Origin of the sequence: Lysinibacillus sp. Ag94 (assembly GCF_023242215.1) — a bacterium.
In the GTDB taxonomy this organism is placed as follows: domain Bacteria; phylum Bacillota; class Bacilli; order Bacillales_A; family Planococcaceae; genus Lysinibacillus.
On sequence record NZ_CP096780.1, the window covers coordinates 2,718,556 to 2,738,875 of the forward strand.

General features: G+C 33.3%; 19 protein-coding genes and 2 pseudogenes. 17 read left to right on the plus strand and 4 right to left on the minus strand.

All coding sequences use genetic code 11. The features are described from left to right. The 14 genes and pseudogenes from MY533_RS12560 to MY533_RS22335 all read left to right on the plus strand — a co-directional run. Window positions 1-323: pseudogene (locus MY533_RS12560) on the plus strand (hypothetical protein); the annotation flags it as partial. 3 nt (window positions 324-326) lie between these two features. After that, window positions 327-1,718: a discoidin domain-containing protein gene (locus MY533_RS12565; RefSeq protein ID WP_248716224.1), complete on the plus strand. Its 1,392-nt coding sequence runs from the start codon at window positions 327-329 to the stop codon at window positions 1,716-1,718. 466 nt (window positions 1,719-2,184) lie between these two features. After that, the gene (locus MY533_RS12570) at window positions 2,185-2,517 is read left to right on the plus strand and encodes a hypothetical protein (protein WP_248716225.1); all 333 of its coding nucleotides are present in this window, start codon (window positions 2,185-2,187) and stop codon (window positions 2,515-2,517) included. A 16-nt stretch (window positions 2,518-2,533) separates the two neighbouring features. Next, window positions 2,534-3,610: a hypothetical protein gene (locus tag MY533_RS12575; RefSeq protein ID WP_248716226.1), complete on the plus strand. Its 1,077-nt coding sequence runs from the start codon at window positions 2,534-2,536 to the stop codon at window positions 3,608-3,610. Next, window positions 3,610-4,833 carry a discoidin domain-containing protein gene (locus MY533_RS12580; protein ID WP_248716227.1) on the plus strand — a complete coding sequence of 408 codons (1,224 nt, stop codon included), beginning with the start codon at window positions 3,610-3,612 and terminating at the stop codon, window positions 4,831-4,833. The genes MY533_RS12575 and MY533_RS12580 overlap by 1 nt, the downstream gene beginning before the upstream one ends. Then, the gene (locus MY533_RS22150; protein ID WP_256469412.1) at window positions 4,834-4,965 is read left to right on the plus strand and encodes a hypothetical protein; all 132 of its coding nucleotides are present in this window, start codon (window positions 4,834-4,836) and stop codon (window positions 4,963-4,965) included. After that, window positions 4,950-5,183, plus strand: a pseudogene (locus tag MY533_RS22330) (discoidin domain-containing protein); the annotation flags it as partial. The gene MY533_RS22150 and the pseudogene MY533_RS22330, both read left to right, overlap by 16 nt. Before the next feature lie 33 nt (window positions 5,184-5,216). Further along, a complete protein-coding gene (locus tag MY533_RS12585; protein WP_248716228.1) occupies window positions 5,217-6,056 on the plus strand; it encodes a hypothetical protein in 840 nt (279 codons plus the stop codon). Window position 6,057: 1 nt separating this feature from the next. Then, entirely contained in the window at window positions 6,058-7,509 is a 1,452-nt protein-coding gene (locus MY533_RS12590; protein WP_248716229.1) for a discoidin domain-containing protein, read from the plus strand. Between the two features lie 18 nt (window positions 7,510-7,527). Continuing rightward, complete coding sequence (locus MY533_RS12595; RefSeq protein ID WP_248716230.1) at window positions 7,528-8,772, plus strand: discoidin domain-containing protein; 1,245 nt, start codon at window positions 7,528-7,530, stop codon at window positions 8,770-8,772. A 92-nt stretch (window positions 8,773-8,864) separates the two neighbouring features. Continuing rightward, window positions 8,865-10,058 carry a discoidin domain-containing protein gene (locus MY533_RS12600; RefSeq protein ID WP_248716231.1) on the plus strand — a complete coding sequence of 398 codons (1,194 nt, stop codon included), beginning with the start codon at window positions 8,865-8,867 and terminating at the stop codon, window positions 10,056-10,058. Beyond that, entirely contained in the window at window positions 10,059-11,003 is a 945-nt protein-coding gene (locus tag MY533_RS12605; protein ID WP_248716232.1) for a LamG domain-containing protein, read from the plus strand. Between the two features lie 47 nt (window positions 11,004-11,050). Beyond that, window positions 11,051-13,360, plus strand: coding sequence for a LamG domain-containing protein (locus MY533_RS12610; RefSeq protein WP_248716233.1), 2,310 nt, complete (start codon window positions 11,051-11,053; stop codon window positions 13,358-13,360). Then, window positions 13,360-13,449 (plus strand): SPOR domain-containing protein, encoded by a 90-nt coding sequence (locus MY533_RS22335; protein ID WP_371873352.1) that lies wholly within the window; start codon window positions 13,360-13,362, stop codon window positions 13,447-13,449. Before MY533_RS12610 ends, MY533_RS22335 begins: the two co-directional genes overlap by 1 nt. Before the next feature lie 87 nt (window positions 13,450-13,536). Here the strand turns inward: MY533_RS22335 and yfkAB are convergent, their stop codons facing one another. From yfkAB to MY533_RS12625, 3 genes are all read right to left on the minus strand, one after another. Then, entirely contained in the window at window positions 13,537-14,640 is a 1,104-nt protein-coding gene (gene yfkAB, locus MY533_RS12615) for a radical SAM/CxCxxxxC motif protein YfkAB (RefSeq protein WP_248716234.1), read from the minus strand. A 501-nt stretch (window positions 14,641-15,141) separates the two neighbouring features. Beyond that, window positions 15,142-16,149, minus strand: coding sequence for an LLM class flavin-dependent oxidoreductase (locus MY533_RS12620; RefSeq protein ID WP_248716235.1), 1,008 nt, complete (start codon window positions 16,147-16,149; stop codon window positions 15,142-15,144). A gap of 73 nt (window positions 16,150-16,222) precedes the next feature. Further along, the gene (locus tag MY533_RS12625; RefSeq protein WP_248716236.1) at window positions 16,223-16,648 is read right to left on the minus strand and encodes a hypothetical protein; all 426 of its coding nucleotides are present in this window, start codon (window positions 16,646-16,648) and stop codon (window positions 16,223-16,225) included. Between the two features lie 215 nt (window positions 16,649-16,863). On the opposite strand from MY533_RS12625, the gene MY533_RS12630 reads away from it, so the two are divergent. Further along, window positions 16,864-17,631: a TSUP family transporter gene (locus MY533_RS12630; RefSeq protein WP_248716237.1), complete on the plus strand. Its 768-nt coding sequence runs from the start codon at window positions 16,864-16,866 to the stop codon at window positions 17,629-17,631. A gap of 126 nt (window positions 17,632-17,757) precedes the next feature. On the opposite strand, the gene MY533_RS12635 is transcribed toward MY533_RS12630, so the two are convergent. After that, the gene (locus tag MY533_RS12635; RefSeq protein WP_248716238.1) at window positions 17,758-18,441 is read right to left on the minus strand and encodes a YqeB family protein; all 684 of its coding nucleotides are present in this window, start codon (window positions 18,439-18,441) and stop codon (window positions 17,758-17,760) included. 450 nt (window positions 18,442-18,891) lie between these two features. On the opposite strand from MY533_RS12635, the gene MY533_RS12640 reads away from it, so the two are divergent. Together MY533_RS12640 and MY533_RS12645 are read left to right on the plus strand one after the other, a co-directional pair. Further along, the gene (locus tag MY533_RS12640; protein ID WP_248716239.1) at window positions 18,892-19,410 is read left to right on the plus strand and encodes an RNA polymerase sigma factor SigV; all 519 of its coding nucleotides are present in this window, start codon (window positions 18,892-18,894) and stop codon (window positions 19,408-19,410) included. Continuing rightward, complete coding sequence (locus MY533_RS12645; protein ID WP_248716240.1) at window positions 19,403-20,290, plus strand: anti-sigma-V factor RsiV; 888 nt, start codon at window positions 19,403-19,405, stop codon at window positions 20,288-20,290. The genes MY533_RS12640 and MY533_RS12645 overlap by 8 nt, the downstream gene beginning before the upstream one ends. The last annotated feature ends 30 nt before the right edge of the window (window positions 20,291-20,320 follow it).

A 20,320-nucleotide genomic window follows, 5' to 3' on the forward strand; every position in this document is an offset into this window, starting at 1 on the left:
ATGGAACTTGGGAGGATTTAGACACTCAAAATAATCAAACTTGGACTACAGTAAATGCAAGCAGAGAGTATCAGATACCAAACAATATTAGTTATAACGCTTACAGAATTAAATGGTCAGCCAATAACGGTAACACTATATTTTCAGGATTAGGAGAGCTAGATTTCTATGAAGAAGGTACAACTACACTAAATCTTAAACGTGAATATGAGTATGACATGACAATGGATGATACATGGTCAGATACAGGAAGTTTACACAGACAGAAGATTAATAGAAGTGATTTTGTAAAAATTGACAAACTTTATATTTTTGAAAAATAAGGGGTGAGAAAAATAGAAACACGGGCTATAACAGGTGGAACTATTAATTATGATGTATCCACACCTAGCGTAAACACAATTGAGTTTTGGATAAAACTAAAAAGTGATTTCAATAAAACCATGAAATTATTCTATAATGGAACACTCTCTGAAATAATGCTAGATGCTAGGGGTTCAATTGGTGTGAGACATGCTGTGAATAATTATGGAAATCCAGGTAGTATTGTATATGGAAATATTCTTTTAGAGAAAGATAAATCTAATCACATAGCGATAACTATAGGAAACTCAGGTTGCAAAATATATATTAATGGAGAGCTTAGTCTATCTACTACATCTATCAGCTCATATAGTAGAAGTTTTAAAATGATTTCATTTACAGAAAAAGATGGTGTTATTCTTGAGTTTCCAAAATTCTGGAGCAGAGAGCTTAGTAAAACGGAAATCCTAGAAAGCTATGAGAAAAAAAGAGACCTTATTTCCAATATAGATGGTTTAATTATGTATGATTTATTTGCAGACACAGGCTCTATAAATGAAGTATCCAATATACCTACAACATCATCTAATATCACTTATCACTCTAAAAAGACAATACTTTATATTACTAAATCTCTTATTTTACATGATAGTGAACACAAAAGTTTTAATGAGACAATACCTGCTCAGTTTATTGATTTGTTACCTGTGATGAAACAACCAATGCATGATGGAATAACAGTTTCAGTTTCTTCAGTTTATGATGGCTCAAATCCCTTACATTATTTACAAATGTTCAACAAAACAAATATTGATAGAAATGATTGTTGGGCATCTGCAAACAACACAAGAACAGGTTGGGTACAAATTGAATTTCCTATCGAAAAAACTGTTTATAAATATTCTATTACTTCTCGTAATGACACTCAGTATGATACTGCTACTGCATCTTCCCCATCAACATGGACATTTGAGGGTTCGAACGACAATACTAATTGGGATATTTTAGATTCTAGACAAAATATAGCATGGGTCAATAATCAAACAAAGGAATTTTCTCTGTCAAGGCCTATGAAATATAAGAGTTTCAGACTAAATATTTCAGCCATTTCAGGAAATGTTGTAAACACAATTTATATTTCAATAGGAAAATATACTTTATATGGATGGACAGACGAAATAGATAGACATTGGTCAACAGTTTCCTCTACCCTCCCTAACTCAACACAATTCTTAGACAGAGGTATGGACAATCTCTCTTCCCTATTTGACCGTAGAACAGAGGAATTAGAGCCAATACCAATGACACAAAGAAATGACATTCTAGTGTCAGAAGAAATTGGTAAAGTATTCAGCAAGACTCTTGACTTGAAAAAGTATTTTGATATTAGAGCTATAAAAACTGAGGTGAGATAATGGCAAAGGTAACATTAAACCCTAATTTTTCTTCGAAATGTCAGATGGTTCATTCAACCTAATGAAAAGAAGAATTGAAGTTGAGTATATTGACGAAAATGGAAAAACTTATCATTTAACAACAAATTTCGAAAACAAAGACCTTATTACATATAAAGAAGCTTACGCTGACTACAACAATGTACAAGGAGTTCAACGCTCAAATATCAAGTCAATTAATTTTGGCTACAAAACAGTTTACTAGAAAGATGATGTGCAATTATTCTTCCAACCCGCTGTATCCCTACCTTTTAATCAGAGTGCCTTTATTGAGGCCAAATTAACATCGAATAAAGACATGAACGGCTATTTGGTATTTAAATCAAGTGGGATTGAAATAGAACGCTTCTATGCCCCTTTAGAAACCCATAGAGCAGATCAAATTAACTGGACTATTAAAAACTAACACAAAGAGAGGAAACACACTATGAAGAGATTTTGGCTACGTCTACCTGATAAGTCTAATCCCATAGAAATAACAACAGCAAATAATAAGTTATCTCTATTTGAATCTTCAAATAAGAAAGTATACACAATTGACTCAGGAAATCACACACTTGCAAAACTAGTAAGTAATCTTGTTAGCAAAGGCTTAGACGCTAGAATTGGAGAAATTAAAGCACCTATAGGTTCTAAATTTATTGTACTGTTTTTAGATAACTCATTCACAAATGTAAATGGTAGCTTCGTTACTTTTATAGGTGGCTTAGAGTCTATTGACACAGGAGATAGACAAGAAGAAAGCATAATTCATATTTAAGAAAGGAAGATACTCAATGGCAACAGTTGGCGGTAATTTAGAGCGCAAAGAGATAGGATTATCTATTGGTGTTTCAGGAACTCACAACAATACTGAGATTAATAAGTCAACAGGTTTTCTTCAATTGATGCAAGTTGATGTTGATGGTCAAGGAAACCCTATTTACTCAGAACAAGGCTCTTGGACTTCTGATGTGATTGATTTAGGCGATAAGTTCAAGTACTTCGAAAAAGTATTTACAACTAATACAATCAAAGGAGCAAGCTCCTTCACAGTATTAACAAGAGTGTCAGACAATAGTAATGATTGGTCTGATTGGGTTGCTATTGCAGAGGATGGAGCGATTCAATCTGAAACTAAACAATATATCCAAGTTAGAATAGATTTATTTGCAGGGTTTATAACAGATGAATTTATTATAGCAAAAAGCGATTTTGAAAGTAATGGTTATATAAAAGAAAAAGAAGCTAAAGCAGGTAGCTATATTGTTCCTAAACTTACATCAAACACTTCTTCCTCAGAAGGCTTTGCGTTTGCGGAAACTGAGCTTAACGCAAGTTATCTTGCATGGAAAGCTTTTGATAAAGCAGATACAAGTGAAGGATATGTTACTAAAATTGGAGTTAAAACAGGTTTTCTAGGGTTTTGTTTTAAAGACAAAAAGAGAATTATAAAGTACAAATTAAGAAGTGGGTCAGGTAGTTCGTATGTAAATTCAATGCCTAAGAGCTGGGTTTTTCAAGGAAGCAATAACACTACAGATGGTATTAATGGTACTTGGATAGACTTAGATAAACAAACTAATCAAGTTTGGTCTACAACAATTACCGATAAAATCTATGAAATATCAAATAAAAATGAGTATCTTGCATACAGACTAAAATTCTCAGAGAATAATGGTAATACTTCTTATACAGGTATAGCCGAAATGGATTTTTATGTGAACGGAACAACTTCACTAAGTCTTAAGCGTGAATATCAGTATGATATGTCATTAGATAAAAATTGGTCTGAATCAGGAAGTTTACACCGAAAAAAAATCACTCGTGATGATTGGGTAAAGATTGATAAATTAAATGTGGTGAATAAGTAATGGATAAAACAATTATAGAATACACTTGGTTTACCCTAGCAATGACTAGTAATACAACACCTACTCCATATGTTGCGAGTGCTAGTTCAAGCATGTCAGCTAACCCTCCCTATCTAGCATTTGATAATATGAATACTAGTGATTCTAGATGGATAAGTAGTTCTCCAATATGTCACATTACGTTAGACTTTGGCTCTGTAAAGCTATTTAATTGTTTGAAATACAAATGTCCTTCATTAGTTAAAGAAGCATACCCTAAATTGGTTACTATACAAGGTTCTAATGATGGTACAAATTTTATTGATATTGCTACTTTCAACGGTATAAACACATCTACAGATTTTATGATTATAGAATTTGAGAATAATACTAGATACAGATATTACCGATTTAACATAAAATCCAATTTTGGTCATACCAGTTACTCAGGTTTGAATGAGATAGTTTATGGTTTTATAAAAATACCAATAAACAAAACTCTTATTTTACATGATGGTGAATACAAAAAATTTAATGGATATATTCCTGCTATACCTCCTAGTGTTAGCTCAAAAACAATTATTCCTGCTATGACTTCCAATACTAGCCCATCTGGTAAAGCATTTTCAAATAAAAATCCAGAAAGTGCTTTCCGCCTTTTTGATGGAAATTACTCTTCTGCATACCCTATGAGCTATAGACAGCAGGATGCAATTATTGGATACAATTTTATGAAAGAAGTAAAGATAGTTAAATATGGTTTAATCTGCGCTAAATACTATGGTCTTTCTGCATGGAAGTTTGAAGGTTCAAGTGATGGTGTAAATTGGACAACATTGGACTCTCAAACAGGTCAAAGTTGGAATGAAGGTGGAGAGAAAATTTATACAATAACTTCTTCTAACTATTATGAGAGGTATAGAATCAATTTTTCGAAAACCCAAAATTTTGAAAGCACTTCTTTCTATGAGTTGAAAATGTATGAGTATATTGAAGAAATACCATCTATCCCATATTATTGGTCAACAGTTTCCTCTACGCTACCAAACTCTACAGAATTTCTAGAAAAAGGAATGAACAATCTATCTCCCCTATTTGACCGTACAATAACACAATTAGAGCCAATACCAATGACTCAAAGAAACGATACTCTAGTGTCAGGAGAAGTTGGTAAAGTATTCAGTAAGACTCTTGACTTGAAAAAATATTTTGATATTAGAACTATTAGAACTGAGATGAGATAAATGAAAACCACTTGGTATGAAACAAAAATGACTGCCAATAATGCCCCTCACTTGTTGCAAGTGCAAGTAGTGAATGGTCACAAGGTAACTACCCTGCTTGGAGAGCATTTAACGGAAACAAAGCAAATTTAGATGGATGGAATAGCGCAGTTGGAGCAGTAACTAATCAGTGGTTAAAGATAGATTTTGGTAAAAAAGTTAAAGTAAATGTAGCAACGATAGTAGCTAGAACCTCAGCATCTCCAAAAAACTTTACTTTTGAAGGGTCAGATAATAATTCAACTTGGGTAGTTCTTAAACGTGTAACAGACCAAACAGGATGGACTAATGGTCAAGAAAGAGAATATGACTTTGACAAAGAAGAAGAATACAGATATTACCATTTGTATATTTATGACTCAAATGGTAGTACTGATACTCAGATAAACGAGATTATATTTGGTTTTAAAGAATCTGAGAATAAAACATTTATTTTACATGATGGTGAGTGTAAGAAATGGAATGCGTCAATAAACTCAAGTTTAATACCTTCACTGACATCTGATACAAGCGCTGTAGGTAATACAATTTGTTATAAAGTAAGTGATACAAATTATCCTGCTTGGCGAGCATTCGATGGTAAAAAAACACTTGCTGACGCAGGCACAGGGTTTGCAAGACTATATTACTCTATAGGATTAGAAGGAGAACCTTTTATTGGATTCAAGTTTAATGAACAAAAAGTAGTAAATTGCTATAAGATAACTACACCATGCGTCTATCAGAATGGAACAACTATGGACACGGGAACTAGTAATAATTTTGTTTTCGAAGCTTCTAACAATGGAATTGATTGGGTTATTTTAGACAAGCAGAATAACGCAGGGTTCAAGCTACCTTTTGAAACAAAAGAGTATTTTATCAATAATGATAAAAGTTTCTTTCAGTACCGAGTAAGAAGCTTAACTACTGTTATTTCAATATGTGAGTTGGAAATGTATCAGATTTTCAATGGCGATTTTTGGTCAACAGTATCAACATCTCTCCCTACTTCAACTCTATTCCTTGATAAAGGTATGGACAATTTATCTACTATTGACCGCAAAGTTACAACTTTAAAACCTATTGCAATGACAGATAAAAGTGAGATTTTAGGTGTTGGTGAGGTTGGAAAAGTATTCAGCAAAACAATTGATTTAAAGAAATATTTTGACATTAGAAAAATTAGAACCGAGGTGAAATAATTTGCCAAAAATAACTGTTAGCGATAAAAAACTGACATTTAATAATATTTTTTATGTTGATTCAATAAAAGGCTCAGATACAAATGATGGCTCATTGTCTTCTCCTTTCGCAACAGTGAACTATGCTGTTTCAAAATGCGCTACAACAGGTGACGCAGTTTTTGCAAAAGCAGGAACTCATGATGTTACTAGAATTGCAGGAACTTATGACTCAGGTGGACTTTGGGATGATAATAAAGCAATATCATTTATTGGGGAAAAAGGAAAAACAATATTTCTATGTGATGGAAGAAAACATAACGGTAGAGATACGCATTGTATTATGTTTAAAAATGAAGGAACAAGAGCGTATCAAATTATTTTTGATTTTCACACAGGCAATAGAACCATTAATTACGAAACCTCTATTTGCTATGGGGGTGGTGCTAGTGTTAGAGGTGAAGTGCATAATTGCGTTATAAAATACAATACAAATGTAGCGCCAAGTTTAATGTATGGAAACAGCACTTCATCTACTATTAAGTTTGTAAATTGTGTGTTTGATGTACAAAAAAATTTCACTAGTAGTTATTCAGGAATAGGTTCAACAACGCTAGAAAACTGTATTACAAATTACACTTTTTACGCAGAAGGAACTAGAATAAATGTATACAACCAATGCTCCTTCGATTCCAAATATCACATCTCAAATTATAATGAAGTTAATCTAGGGGTTGGTGTTTACTCAGGAATATACCGTTGGGTTGTCAATAAATATTTGTTTAAATCAAAACTTAGAGGGTACTCTTTTGAGGATATGGAACGTAATCTTGACTTTATTTTAACCTCCGATACTTCCCCCTCCCCATTTTCTGTGAGTTCTAGTGGTGTCTATGGTGTTGCATACCCTGCTTGGAATGCATTTGATAGAGATATTAAAACTTCTTGGTTAGCGCCTAATGGAAGTACAACAAATCAATGGATAACTCTTAATTTTGGTGAAAAAGTAAATATTGATTTGGTTAGCATTCAAGGTATCTCTTCTGCTATAACTTCTGCATATGTAATAACAGCTAATCCTAAGAATTTAAGAATACAAGGCTCTAACGATAATGCTAGTTGGAAAGAATTACACTACGCTACTAGTTTGACTTGGACAAAAGAAGAAATAAAAACCTTTTCATTTGAAAACAATGAAAAATTTCAATATATAAGAGTTTTCATTGAATCTAACAATGGTGCGCCATATATAGGAGTGAGCGAGATTAAATTTGGCTTTAAGGGGTTAAAGTCTTATAAAACACCAACTTTTTCACAGAGTAACTTTTCAGATTATGGTATGACGCTTATACCTCCTATGAATAGAGTTGTATTTAAAGATAATCATATATTACAAGATACTTTCTCAGAAAACATAGATGGTCTTTGGACAACTAAATTAGATAGGAAACCTTTAAGCATAAGTTTTAATTAAAGAATCGAGGTGAAATAAATGGGTGAACAAGTTTCTATCATTTCTAAATATGGTAGTTGTACAATTAATGGCTACCAAGTAGCAACAGCTAGAGAAAGTGGTGTAATAACATCTAAGGTTGTAACAAACGGAAAATGGTTTTGGGAAGTAGATATTATTAAATTTGATATTAATTATAAACATGGTCTTATAGGTATAGCTAGTAATAACATTACTGATTTTAGAAATTCGAATTATTCATTACAAAATAACATTAGCTATGCTGATTGGGCATTCGGGTTAACTGTCATACAACCAAAATTTTTTGATGGTTTGAATATTGGTGATGTTCTAGGCGTTTTTTTAGACGCAGATAAAAAAGAAGTAATTCTTTATAAGAATGGTGTTAAAATCAACACTTTAGATGTATCTAATCTTAATAACTTTTCTCCTTTTGTAGCTACCCCTAATTCAAACGCACTTATGACTATTAAATTTAATTTTGGTAACGAAGACTTCAAATTTATTCCTGATGACTTACCAAGTGGAGCTATATCATATGATGGCTCAAAAAATTTAACTAATAGATTACTTCTTCAATCTAACAAAAAAACTTTTTCCTTAGATTTTATTGACAAATGGTATGAGCCAAAAATGACCTCTAATACCTCTCCTTCTCCCTATGTTGCTAGTGCAAGCAGTATTTGGAACGGTACTTATGAGCCATATAAAGCTTTTAACGGTACAAACACAGCAAATACAGATGCGTGGATAACAGTTGGTGGCACTATAAAAGGTTGGATACTATTAGATTTTGGTTCCCCTATTAGCTGTAATCAAATAAAACTAACTTCAAGAGCAGGAGATACTGCTAATGCTTGCCCAAAAGATTTCACAATAACTGCTTCAAATGATGGAGTAGTTTTTGAGGAAATATTGTCTATTACTGGACAAACAAAATGGACATTGAATGAAACACGTAAGTTTACATTTAAAAACAATAAAAAATATCGCATATTTAAATTAACAATAATTTCTAATGATGGATACAGTAGCTATAGTGCTATCGGACAACTGCAATTTGGATATAAAAGCAATAGTATAATTGAGTTACCTAATTATTCAGTCGATAATTTTATGAAATATGGTAAAACAGCGCTATCAGAGCCTAGTAAGCCAATAACTATTACAAGCTACATTTTACAGGATGAAGTTTCAGAAAATGAGCAAGGTCTTTTAACAACTAAATTAGACAAAAAACCACTCATCATTAGTTTTGAATAGTTAAAAACAGTTTTAAATTGTTTTAAACTATTTAAAATGTCGCTGAGTTTTTATTTTGATTTTCTTAATACAATAAGAAAGGATGATTTACAATGGCGGTTGGCACTCAATATAGCGTTGCAGAGAATGGATGGATAAGATTCGAGGAAAATAACTCCAATTTTGAATATTCTACAGGATGGACTAATTGGAGTGGTATAGACACAAGTGGAGGTACTGACAAAAGAACAAACACAGTTGGTCAAACTATAAAATTTGGTTTCATAGGAAATTCAATTAGAATAATAGCTCCTATTAATAAGGATTTATCAAACTCAATAAAGATTTCTATAGATGGAAAAGAAGAAGATTTCACTGAATATAACGCTACATTAGTTTGGAGAGTTTGTGTATACGAAAAAACAGGATTATCAAATAAAAAACACTCTGTAGTTATTACAACTAATTCTACTGCAACAAATATTTTAGATGCTGTGGACTTGGTGTTAGGTAGCTCGATAATTCCTTACCAAGATAGTCTTCCTATTAGAAAAATGGTCTTACAAAACCCTAGTAACTCTACTCAATATTATTCCCTTTCAGACAACACTCTAATTCACCTACCTGATAACTCACATAAAAACATGATTTTACATGGTATTGAACAAGGCAAGGAAGTTCAATTAGATGTGCCTTTTGATAAACATAGATATTTTAATGACACACCTGTTGCTAATGTGAGTGGCAAGGTATTTACACATGATATTGGTAAAATTAATACTTTAAGTATCAAGGAAATAAGAGAGAATAAAAGTATTGTAACAACTTGGTATGAAACAAATATGACTTCCAACAACACCCCTACTCCACTAGTCGCAAGTGCTAGTAGTATTTATAGCAATGACTTTATGCCATATATACCATTTAGTGCGAGTCCATCCACAGGAAATACTCAAGATTGTTGGGCTTCAGTTAATGGCGTTACAAATGGTTGGTTAAAAATAGACTATGGTAAAGAGATAATTGTTAACACATACAGATTAAGAAATAGATATTCTACTAGTAGTCCCTTAATAGCTAACATGCCAAAAACTTGGACTATAGAAGCATCTAATAATAATTCTGATTGGACTACCATCCACAGTGTTAATAATTATACAAATTGGGTTGAACATCAAGAGTCATTTTTTACATTCGATAATACAAAAAAGTTTAGATATTACAGAATAAATATTAGTCAAATAAACGGTGGGAATAATTATGTAGCTATAGGTAAGTTGTTATTTGGCGCAAGAGAGGTGAAATAAATGGCAACAACAGAACAATTAATGTATCAATATGGTGTCGCATGGTTTGGTTTTGATGAAGCTAGTGGGAGCGTTGTAAATAAGTTAGATAACAATTATATAGGAACAGTATCAGGTGGAGTAAGGGTTGAAGGATGGAATGGCGAAGGAAAAGCTATGAATTTAGATACTGTGGCTAATAAGAAAGTTGCTTTTAATTCAACTTTACTACCTTATGGGGGAAAAACCGTACGTTTTAAATTTAAGTGTACTACTATAAACAATCAGTATTTTTTATTTATGGGTAATGCAAAAGATTATAATACAAATGGCTGGTCTTTTCAATTTAGTGGTGGTAATGGATGGAATGGAACAATGCATATTGGCTTTAGAGGAAGTAGCGCCACTTATGAGTACCCAACATTATCAACGAAGAATGTTTGTGATGGGAAATGGCATGAAAGTATATTTTCATTAGAAGGTGGCACTATAGGGAGCAAATGGAGGACATACCTTGACGGTGAGCTTGTAAGTGAAGGAATATTAAAGCAAAACGAATCTTCATTTTCTAAAAACTTCGAGATTAATAATAGGTCTTATGGAAATTCAGGTAATTATGAAAATCTATTTTTAGATGATTTACAAATTTACAATAAAGCTCTTTCCCCATCTGATTTTGAACAAAGAAGATTAGCTGTTAAAACAACAAATAATAAAAATCTTGTTTTATCCCCTACTTCAACTCGTGTGAAAGAAATCCCTAACACAGCAGAATATATGATGTTAGCTCAAGGTGGAGTAATAAAAGAGATTGACTCAGCAGTCGATAGACCACCTATTGATTTTACTAAAACTACAACTGAATATGAGATTGTGACTAATAAGAGAACACCATTAGGGGAAGGTAGAATGTTTACTATTCCTATTGGTAGTGATTTTAAAACAGCAATGATTGAGGACAACTAGTTTTATAGTTGTCTTTTTAATATGGAAAAATATTGGAGGTCAATACAATGGCTAATAGTAAAGATAATTTAAGTAAGTATGGCAAAGGATTTATCAGTTTTGATGAACCTAGTGGTGATGCTATAGATTCTATTGGCGGATATAGAGGTACTCTGTTTAATAACCCTATTCGTGTAGCAGGTTGGAACAGCAAAGGCTATGCCATGAGTTTCAATGGAACAAATCAACATATTAAATTTAATGGTAAATTGATACCTTTAGGTCAAAAGACGATTAGATTTAAGTTTAAACCAACTGGTAGTATACCAACTATGTCACAAATTATTATGAGTAATGTACAAGATAATACTCCTGTTGGTTATAGGATTATATGGCATCCTAGAGGAGTATGGTATCAAGTTTACAACGGAAGCCCAACTAATATACCACTTCAATTAACAATACCTATAGAGTATATTACATCCAATATATGGCATGATATTATAATTACAGATGATGGATTAATGCGAAATGATTCTGTAAAGATGTTTCATAATGGTGAATTAATAGTTTATGGTAAAGGTATAAATGAGACTAGCTTAACATCATCTGAAAATCTTAGTGTTGGCGCAAGTCCAACTACCAATTTATTCCTAAGTGGACAACTAGACCAAATTGAAATCTACGATAGAGTAATCTCCCATATTCCTGATAAATATCTAATTCAACACAACTCACAATACAAATACCATGATGGCACTGCTTGGCAGTCAGTATCGCCAAATGAAGAAAACTTTATTAAGTATGGTATGAATAATTTAGACCATATTAAAGAATCTCAATGGAAGGAATTATCAGGAGATAAATCAGTAATTATGTGGTCTGACTTTGAAGATAAGCAATTTGCTTCTGTTGTGTTAAATAAAAAGGAATTTAAAGCACAGGATTTATTAGGTGACAATCCTCAAGCTATTTACTACACCGACTCAGACGCCTCACAAATCGTTGTAGAGACAGGTGTTGACCCTTACAGTGTATATGACTACATTGGAGAACTACCTACTGTAGTGGCTTATACAGAGTCTACAGACGATATTATCGTAACTACAACTGTTGAGCCATTCGACATTTACGATGAATTTCGTGAAAGTGTTGAGGTTCTTTATTACACAGATGATGAAGCCGTAACGAACGCTGATCTAATCCTTGAAGCTAATTGGTCGCCTGTCGATGAATTAGAAGGTGACTTCGAAGTTGTGACATGGACAGATGAAGCCCCTGAGACTGCTCAGAGAGTGCTTGAAATGACAGCAGTACCAAAACCTCAGTTCATTAAATTAGTAAGCCCTAAACGTGTGTATGGTGCTTTAGACGATGTGTTCGTAAATGACATCTCTCAATCGTACCGTGATGAAGCTCGTTACTTTGTCGCAGGTGAAACAACCGACAAATGGTATGTTTGGAATAAGAAGGAAAGTGAATTCGTGGTAGCTGACGCTTCTAATGAACAGGCAATCATAAAGAATGGTATGACACAAAAAGTCTTAAATAGCATTACCGATAAACAATGGCGCACATGGAATAGTGAATATATTAATATCGGTATATTCTTAGTAGACAATCCTCGTGACACAATCAGAACAATTGTAGAAGAAGTTTCATTTGAAGACTATCTCCCTCGTAATACTACAGCTATTAAGGATACAAGTCTATATATCTTAAATACTACTGCTAAGATTGATATTTCGTTAGATGGTAATATTCTAAAAGGTATTTTAAGTGATGATGATTTAACTCGTGTTCAATATCGTGTTCTATTAAACAATGGGAACTTCTACCCTTCTGATGGAAGTTTTACTAAACTTGGCGAATCACCTCAAAATATTGAATTAGTAATCGGAAGTAAAGATATTAAAATCGACGATTGGAATACACTTAAAGTAGAGTTCCAAGATTTCTATGGAACTACTGATTATTGGCAAGCAAACTTCATTGGAACATATTCAGGTCTTATGTTTAAAGATATATATGGGAAATACTTCTCTAGTGAGATTGGTGAGGTTCTACAGTATCTTGACTTTGGTATCATCATTGCAGGTCAAACTACTATGGAGCATGAAATTATTCTTAAAAATCAGTATGGATATGATGTTGAAAATGTGCATCTATTAGCAAATACAGCAAACTTCCCTACTGGCATGACTTGTGAGTTTAGTACAAGCAACTCCCCTTTCATTCCTCAGCCTGATTTAAGACTAAGTGGTGTGCTAAAAAACAACGAAGAAAAGTCATTCTTCATTAGACTAAAAACTGAATTAGGTTCAACACCTGACGCTAACGGTTCATTTGACATTATCGTGAGAGCAGATAAAGCCTAATCACAAAAGGTAAGTTCTACTTCCAAACAGGCACATATGCTAACGAAGCTTCCGCTAAACAATATCTTCAAAAAATAAAAGAATTGTAAATTCTTTGCGTCGACTCAATTATTAAAGCATAAATTAATTCAAATTTAAAAATCTCCTTAACGCTTTTGTTAAGGAGATTTTTTTATTTATTTGACAGAACCACTAGTAAAGACACTATCAGGATAATACATATTTTTCACAATTATATTAGAGCCTAAACATTTTACAGCAGGACAATGACAATTAATACTATTAGAAATATTTGTAGCTAACCATCTATTATAAATATTCTCCAATGATTCTGTTTTGATATTACCTAATGCAGAGCCATCATCTGAGAAATCTGATACTGATATATCACCTGTGAATATATTCAAGTTCATTCGAGAGCGACCATCTACATCATTTCTTACTGTGATATTTGGTGTTTTATTAATCTTTTCTAACAAAGCTAAATCACGTTGGTCAGAGCTACAAGCATAGAATGGCAGTGTGCCAAACAGTACCCATATATCCTCATTTCTAAAATCAAGGATATTGTTCACTACTTCTCTATATTCATCAAGATTTATTGTTTCTAAATTACTTGCAAAATCACTAGAATACATAGGATGAATCTCATGTCGCTTACAAAGCATTTCATTAGCAACCTCATTATGAATTTTTTCAATGTAAGGAACCGTGTTGCGATTTAACATTGTTTCTGCGGATACAAACATACCACCCTTTGAAAGTTCTCTAGCATTATCAAAAATATTTCTATATAGTTCTGCTCTTTGTTGAACTGTTGGTTTTCTTTCCATTATCGCGAAACCTGTTTCAACAAATTCTTTTTCATCACACCAATTATGTGAAATGTGCATAACATCTAAGTATGGTGCAACCATTTCATAATGCTCCATAGGCAAAGTTAAATTAGAATTTATTTGAGTTTTAATTCCTCTACTTTTTGCATATTTAAGAAGTGGAAGCAAATTGTTTCTTATTCCACGTTTTGTTAATAAAGGTTCTCCGCCTGTAAAACTCATTACTCTAAGTGTTTCTACAGTATCTAAATGTTTTATCAACTCTGATGTAGGAATAGCTTCATCTTCTTTTGTTTGCAATGTATATCCTACTGCACAATGAGCGCAACGCATATTACAAAGATTAGTAGTTGTAAATTCAATATTTGATAAAGTTAGTTTTCCATGCTTATCAATATCATGATAGCTTTCCCATTCATCATATGGTTTCTCTAGTGTTTTCATAAAAAAAAATCTCCCTTTCTATCCTATGATTTTCTCATAGATAAAGGAGATTTTAAAGTGCTAGTCTATATTATCTTCTTTTCCCTAAAAATTTGAGTTCCTTTTTTTACATTTGTATAAGCACATCTTATGTTTTTTCTTCTTACCATTTGATCTTCATTTTTACAAGTAATCTTATCTTTATCCTCAGCTTTCCCAGGTGTCACCTCTTATTTATTACTTTCATTTTAGCACGGACGAACTACTAACCCTCTTTTAAACACCCAAAATATGTTTTGCTATTCTTAAAATCATAAAGTTCTTTAAGTTTAATCAAAAAGCCATACTCAGATAGCGAACATGACTTCTTTTTATTATTTTCCACAAAACTTCTTTTTAACAATATACATGGTGAATTGATTTTTTATTGTACTCTCTTTTTCATGATTCATAGAATTCTTTCACTAGCAAATTCGAAGCTATCCTTGTTGATTAATAGGTTTTACATAAGTACTCCCGCCACTAATCCTGTGTGGTTCCTATTAATTCCTTTGCAATTAATTTGAAAGTATTCATGCGACTTTCTAGTGCATATTGATTGCAGTTTAGCATTACTTCGTCAAATCCATAAAGCTCTTGCTCTGCTACTAAAAATTCTGCAACTTCTTTCGGAGTTCCGACAAGATTGGCTTTTCGATTATTGGCGATTGTCATTTTATCCAATTCTGTAAGTGGATAATCCTTTGCTTCCTCGGGTGATATCGCTTGAATAATTTGACCCTTCATGAGATGAAGACGTGTAATATCAATCGGTTTCGCCAAATATTCCGCTTCCTCTAGCGTATCTGCAACTGTCGCTGCATAAGTAACGATAATTTGTGGCTTCTCCATATAATAGGAAGGTATAAAGTAATCTCTATACGTATCAAATATATCCTTTGACATATTGCCAGTGAAAAATTGTGCATATGAATAACCTACACCAAATCGACCTGCCTGCATAGCGCTTTGACCACTTGACCCAAGTAACCAAGCTTCAGGTAATTGGATATTCGCTGGTGCCGCAATTACTTGATCATAGACATCTTCCCCTGTTTTTTGATTATTCATTAGTTTTAATATTATTTCGAGCTTATCGTATTGCTCTGTAAATCGTTGTCTCCGACCCTCTGCTAGTGCATAAATGGAGGCATGATCACCGCCAGGGGCTCTGCCGACGCCAAAATCAATACGATTTGGCGCTAAGCCACTTAATGTTTTAAAAACCTCGGCCAACTTATATGGAGAATAGTGCATCATCATAACACCCCCAGTACCGATTCGAAGACGTTTTGTTTTTGCTGCTAAGAAAGCGGCTGTAACTTCGGGAGCTGAACTTGCCAGTGAATGACTATTATGATGCTCTGCTAACCACATACGATGATAGCCAAGCTCTTCACCTAAAAGCGCTATTTGTTCTGTACGCTGAAAGGCTTCCTCAGCAGTATGATCTTTAGGAATAGGCATTTGATCTAAAATACTTAATCTCATTAAAAACACCCTCTCTGTCTAAACACTCCCCTCTACTGTAATATAGGAATATCTTTTTACAAAGCAAAAGACCTTACTCATAGGCTAGCCGCTTTGAATGCCATGTTTCATAAACCATGCCAATAAGCAACCGGGTTTGTACGGGACTCAATACGACATCATTAAATTTCATTGCATATGCAGTAAATTTCTTTGTTTGTTCATCCACTACGAATTGTAAAATGGCATGCCCTTTCTCACCTTCAAATGTAATATCACCCGATAATTCGACAACATGCTCACCTGTTTTTGCTTGGTAATACCGCCAATACGGTTCAAAAAATGCGTAATTAAATGCATTACGAACAGATACATCTGAAAAATTCCCCAAATATCCTTCTTTTACTATATCGATATATTCATTATCAGTTATATCTTTTTTGGCATTATATACATATCCGACAAGTAGCCCCATAAACACAACGCAAATAAATACTCTTATATGATTCCCTAAACTCAAATGCTATCACGTCCCCTTTACGCAAAAAACATTATCACCTACATATTACATTAAAAAATACACACAAAGTAGAATATTTTTGTTTTTTGTAGAATTTTAAAATATTCAAAAATATCTAATTGTCAAAATTAATAGAGAAATACTATTTAAGCTATTTACAGTCCCGTTTCATTTCGCTACTATCAAATTATTATTATAGAAAAGAGATGACCACCGTGCCTTTCGATTTAGATGTAAACATTTTACTCATTCTTATTTTTTTTGGCTTTCTAGCAGCATTTATTGATTCTGTTGTAGGAGGCGGCGGACTTATTTCATTACCCGCACTTATGTTTGTTGGTCTTCCACCATCTGCAGCCGTGGCTACCAATAAATTAGCGGGCACTATGGGGTCATTAACGAGCACCATAACATTTTATCGCTCTGGAAAATTGGATATTAAAGCTGTTTATAAATTGTTCCCCTTCGTTTTTATAGGTTCCATGCTTGGTGCATGGATTGTCCATCTTTTGGACCCAAGCGTTCTAAAGCCGCTAATGCTTGTCATGCTAGCAGCTGTGGCTATTTATACTATTTTCAAAAAAGACTGGGGTAGCGTTTCTACCTATAAAAATCTGACGCCTAAACGTTACACATTTTTCGTAGTGATCATTACCTTAATTGGCTTCTATGATGGCTTTTTAGGGCCAGGGACAGGCTCGTTTCTACTGTTTGCCTTTTTAATAGTTGGCTTTGACTTTTTAAAATCAGCAGGCAATGCAAAGTTTTTGAATTTCGGAAGTAATATCGCCGCCCTTCTTATGTTTATATACTTAGGGCAAATAAATTATGCCTATGGTTTACCAATGGGACTTGCACAAATTGCTGGCGCTATCGTTGGTTCTAAATTTGCCATTAAACGTGGTAGCGGATATGTACGTAATTTATTTATCGTTGTGACAATTCTATTACTGTTAAAAAATACATATGACTATTTTTCATGATTCTTTATATCTTTAAAAACAAAATAAAGCGGTGCAATTATATGAATTGCACCGCTTTATTGGTTTTGTATATATGTTGTTTTACAATGGTCAATTCTCAATTTTTGAAGAGGCCATTTTTGTCGTTTATCGATAATATTGACTTTTATTTTTTTCTTTTACAGATACTCTTAGCTTCCAAAGCTCTTTAGCTAACTGAAATACTTCTTCATCATTCCCATCTTCAATCGCTACTTTTCTTGCTTTTAATAGAGCATTTGCAGCAGGTGATAGCTCAGGGCAATCCAGTACCCATTTTTTATAATCTTCTATAAAAGGTGCTGTATCACTCCAAACATAATTATGTTTTAAAAATGCAGCACCAACTGTATTTCTATTAAGCTCTTGTTTATAACGAAACAGCTCTTTATCATCGTTACCTAATAGTACTATTTGCTTTCCATCTATAAATACAAGTGAAATATCTTCCTTTTTTAAGATCGTTTCATCATCTCTAAGTTTTAACATAACTTTCTCATCGTAAATAGTCATTTCTAAGCTTTCATGAAAAGAAAATAATGTCACCATAATTCCCGCAAACAATCCAAGAACCATTGTGATAAAACCTACCCATGCTCCATTATAAGAGGCAACTAGATTTAAAGGCCCTTGAAAGGGTACCCATGGTAAAGTAACAGCCCACTTAGCAATACTTGGAAGGAACCAACCAAGCACTAAACCGAGTAGTGGGAAACCAAGCCACAAGATCACTTTATCGGCTTTGGAAAAATTCAACAATGTATAATTATTATCCAAACTTTTATTCATCATTTCACCTTTAATTATTTAATTTTAGGTAAATAATAACACTAGATTAATATACTGTCAAAATGATTTGACATCCCCCCTAAAAATCCCCAACATTCTCCAACAGTTATTTCAATAATTTCAGAAGCTCTACTTCCTGCTCAAACAAAGACTGCTCAACGACACTTCCAATTACACCCAAGTCATTTTTTCCCCTTTCTTAGCACTAGCAAAAGGTTTATAATTTGCTATGATTTTTCGCCAAATTAACATGGACGGTAAAGTGTAACTTTCATCTGCGGAGGTTTTTTTATTCCCACAGATTGTAAGTCTTCACTATTGGGTTTTACGAATTATTTTCCTTTGATGTTAAAAAAATAAGATAAGTTTTTTATACTATCAACTTTTTTTCCCCTTTCACACGTCTAGTAGTTGTATACAATTTGAAAATGTTATAAAGGAGCTTCTTTGGACATGAAAACAAGAAATGCATTTCAACATGAAGAGGAGTTTGTCCAGTTAATTCGTGAACAGAAAGAGCGTTTTTATTTGCTCGCGTATAGCTATACGAAAAATGAACAGGACGCACTTGATATCGTACAAGACAGTATTCAAAAAGCAATGCTTTCTCTAGATCGACTAGAAAATGTCGAGTATATGAAAAGCTGGTTTTACAAAATCGTCGTACGTACATCTATAGATTTTTTACGTAAGCATAAACGCTTACAAGTAACAGATGATGATACATTGCAATATTTAACACCTGCACAAGAGGATGTCTACGAAAACGTTGATTTAGAGCATGCGTTAGACGACTTACCCGTAATGTATCGTGAAGTTGTTATTTTACATTATTTCGAAGATTTAAAACTCGCTGATGTTGCAAATATTCTTAACATTAAGCTGAGTACTGCTAAATCACGTCTTTATAAAGCACTAAAACTATTGAAAATACAGTTGGAAGATGTGAAGGGAGAAACAGCACATGGATGAAAAATTAAAAGAATTAGAAAAACAATATAATGAGGTATCTATTCCAAAGGAGCTTGATTTTGTGGTTGAAAACGCATTAAAACAAGGTAAAAAGAACAGAAAAAAAAGAGCACCACAATGGTTGCTTGGATCTGCGGCAGCCGCAATGCTTTTTACAGCTGGTTTAAATGTCAGTCCTGCAATGGCACGAACACTTTCAGATATTCCTGTTGTTGGTAGTGTCGTAAAAGTCTTAACTTGGACTGAATATGAAGTAAAAGAAGAGACATACGATGCAGACATTAAAGTACCTTCTATTGAAAACTTAGAAAATAAAGATCTTGCTAATGCTTTAAATGAGAAGTACCGTTCAGAAGGTAAAGCTCTTTATAATGACTTTATTGCCGAAGTTGGGGATTTAAAGGCTAACGGTGGTGGCCATTTAGGTGTAGATAGTGGCTACGACGTAAAAACAGATAATGACCAAATCTTGTCGATTGGTCGTTACACTGTTAATACAGTAGGATCCTCTTCTACAACGATGCACTACGATACGATTGATAAACAAAATGAAATTTTAATTACACTGCCAATGCTCTTTAAAGACGATAATTATATTAAAACGATCAGCGATAACATTATCGAACAGATGCGCAAACAAGCCGCTTCCGACTCAGATAAAGTATACTGGGTAAAAGGTGCTGGGCTACCAGATGAAGAGGTTACGGACAACTTTACAGCTATTAAAGCAGACCAGCAATTTTATATTTCTGATAAAGGTAAACTTGTGATTTCCTTTGATAAATATGAAGTGGCACCAGGCTATATGGGCGTAGTAGAATTCGAAATCCCAACAGATGTCCTTAAAAAGGATCTTGTAAGCTCTAATTACATTCATTAATCATCTGCAATAAAGTAAATTTTAATCCAT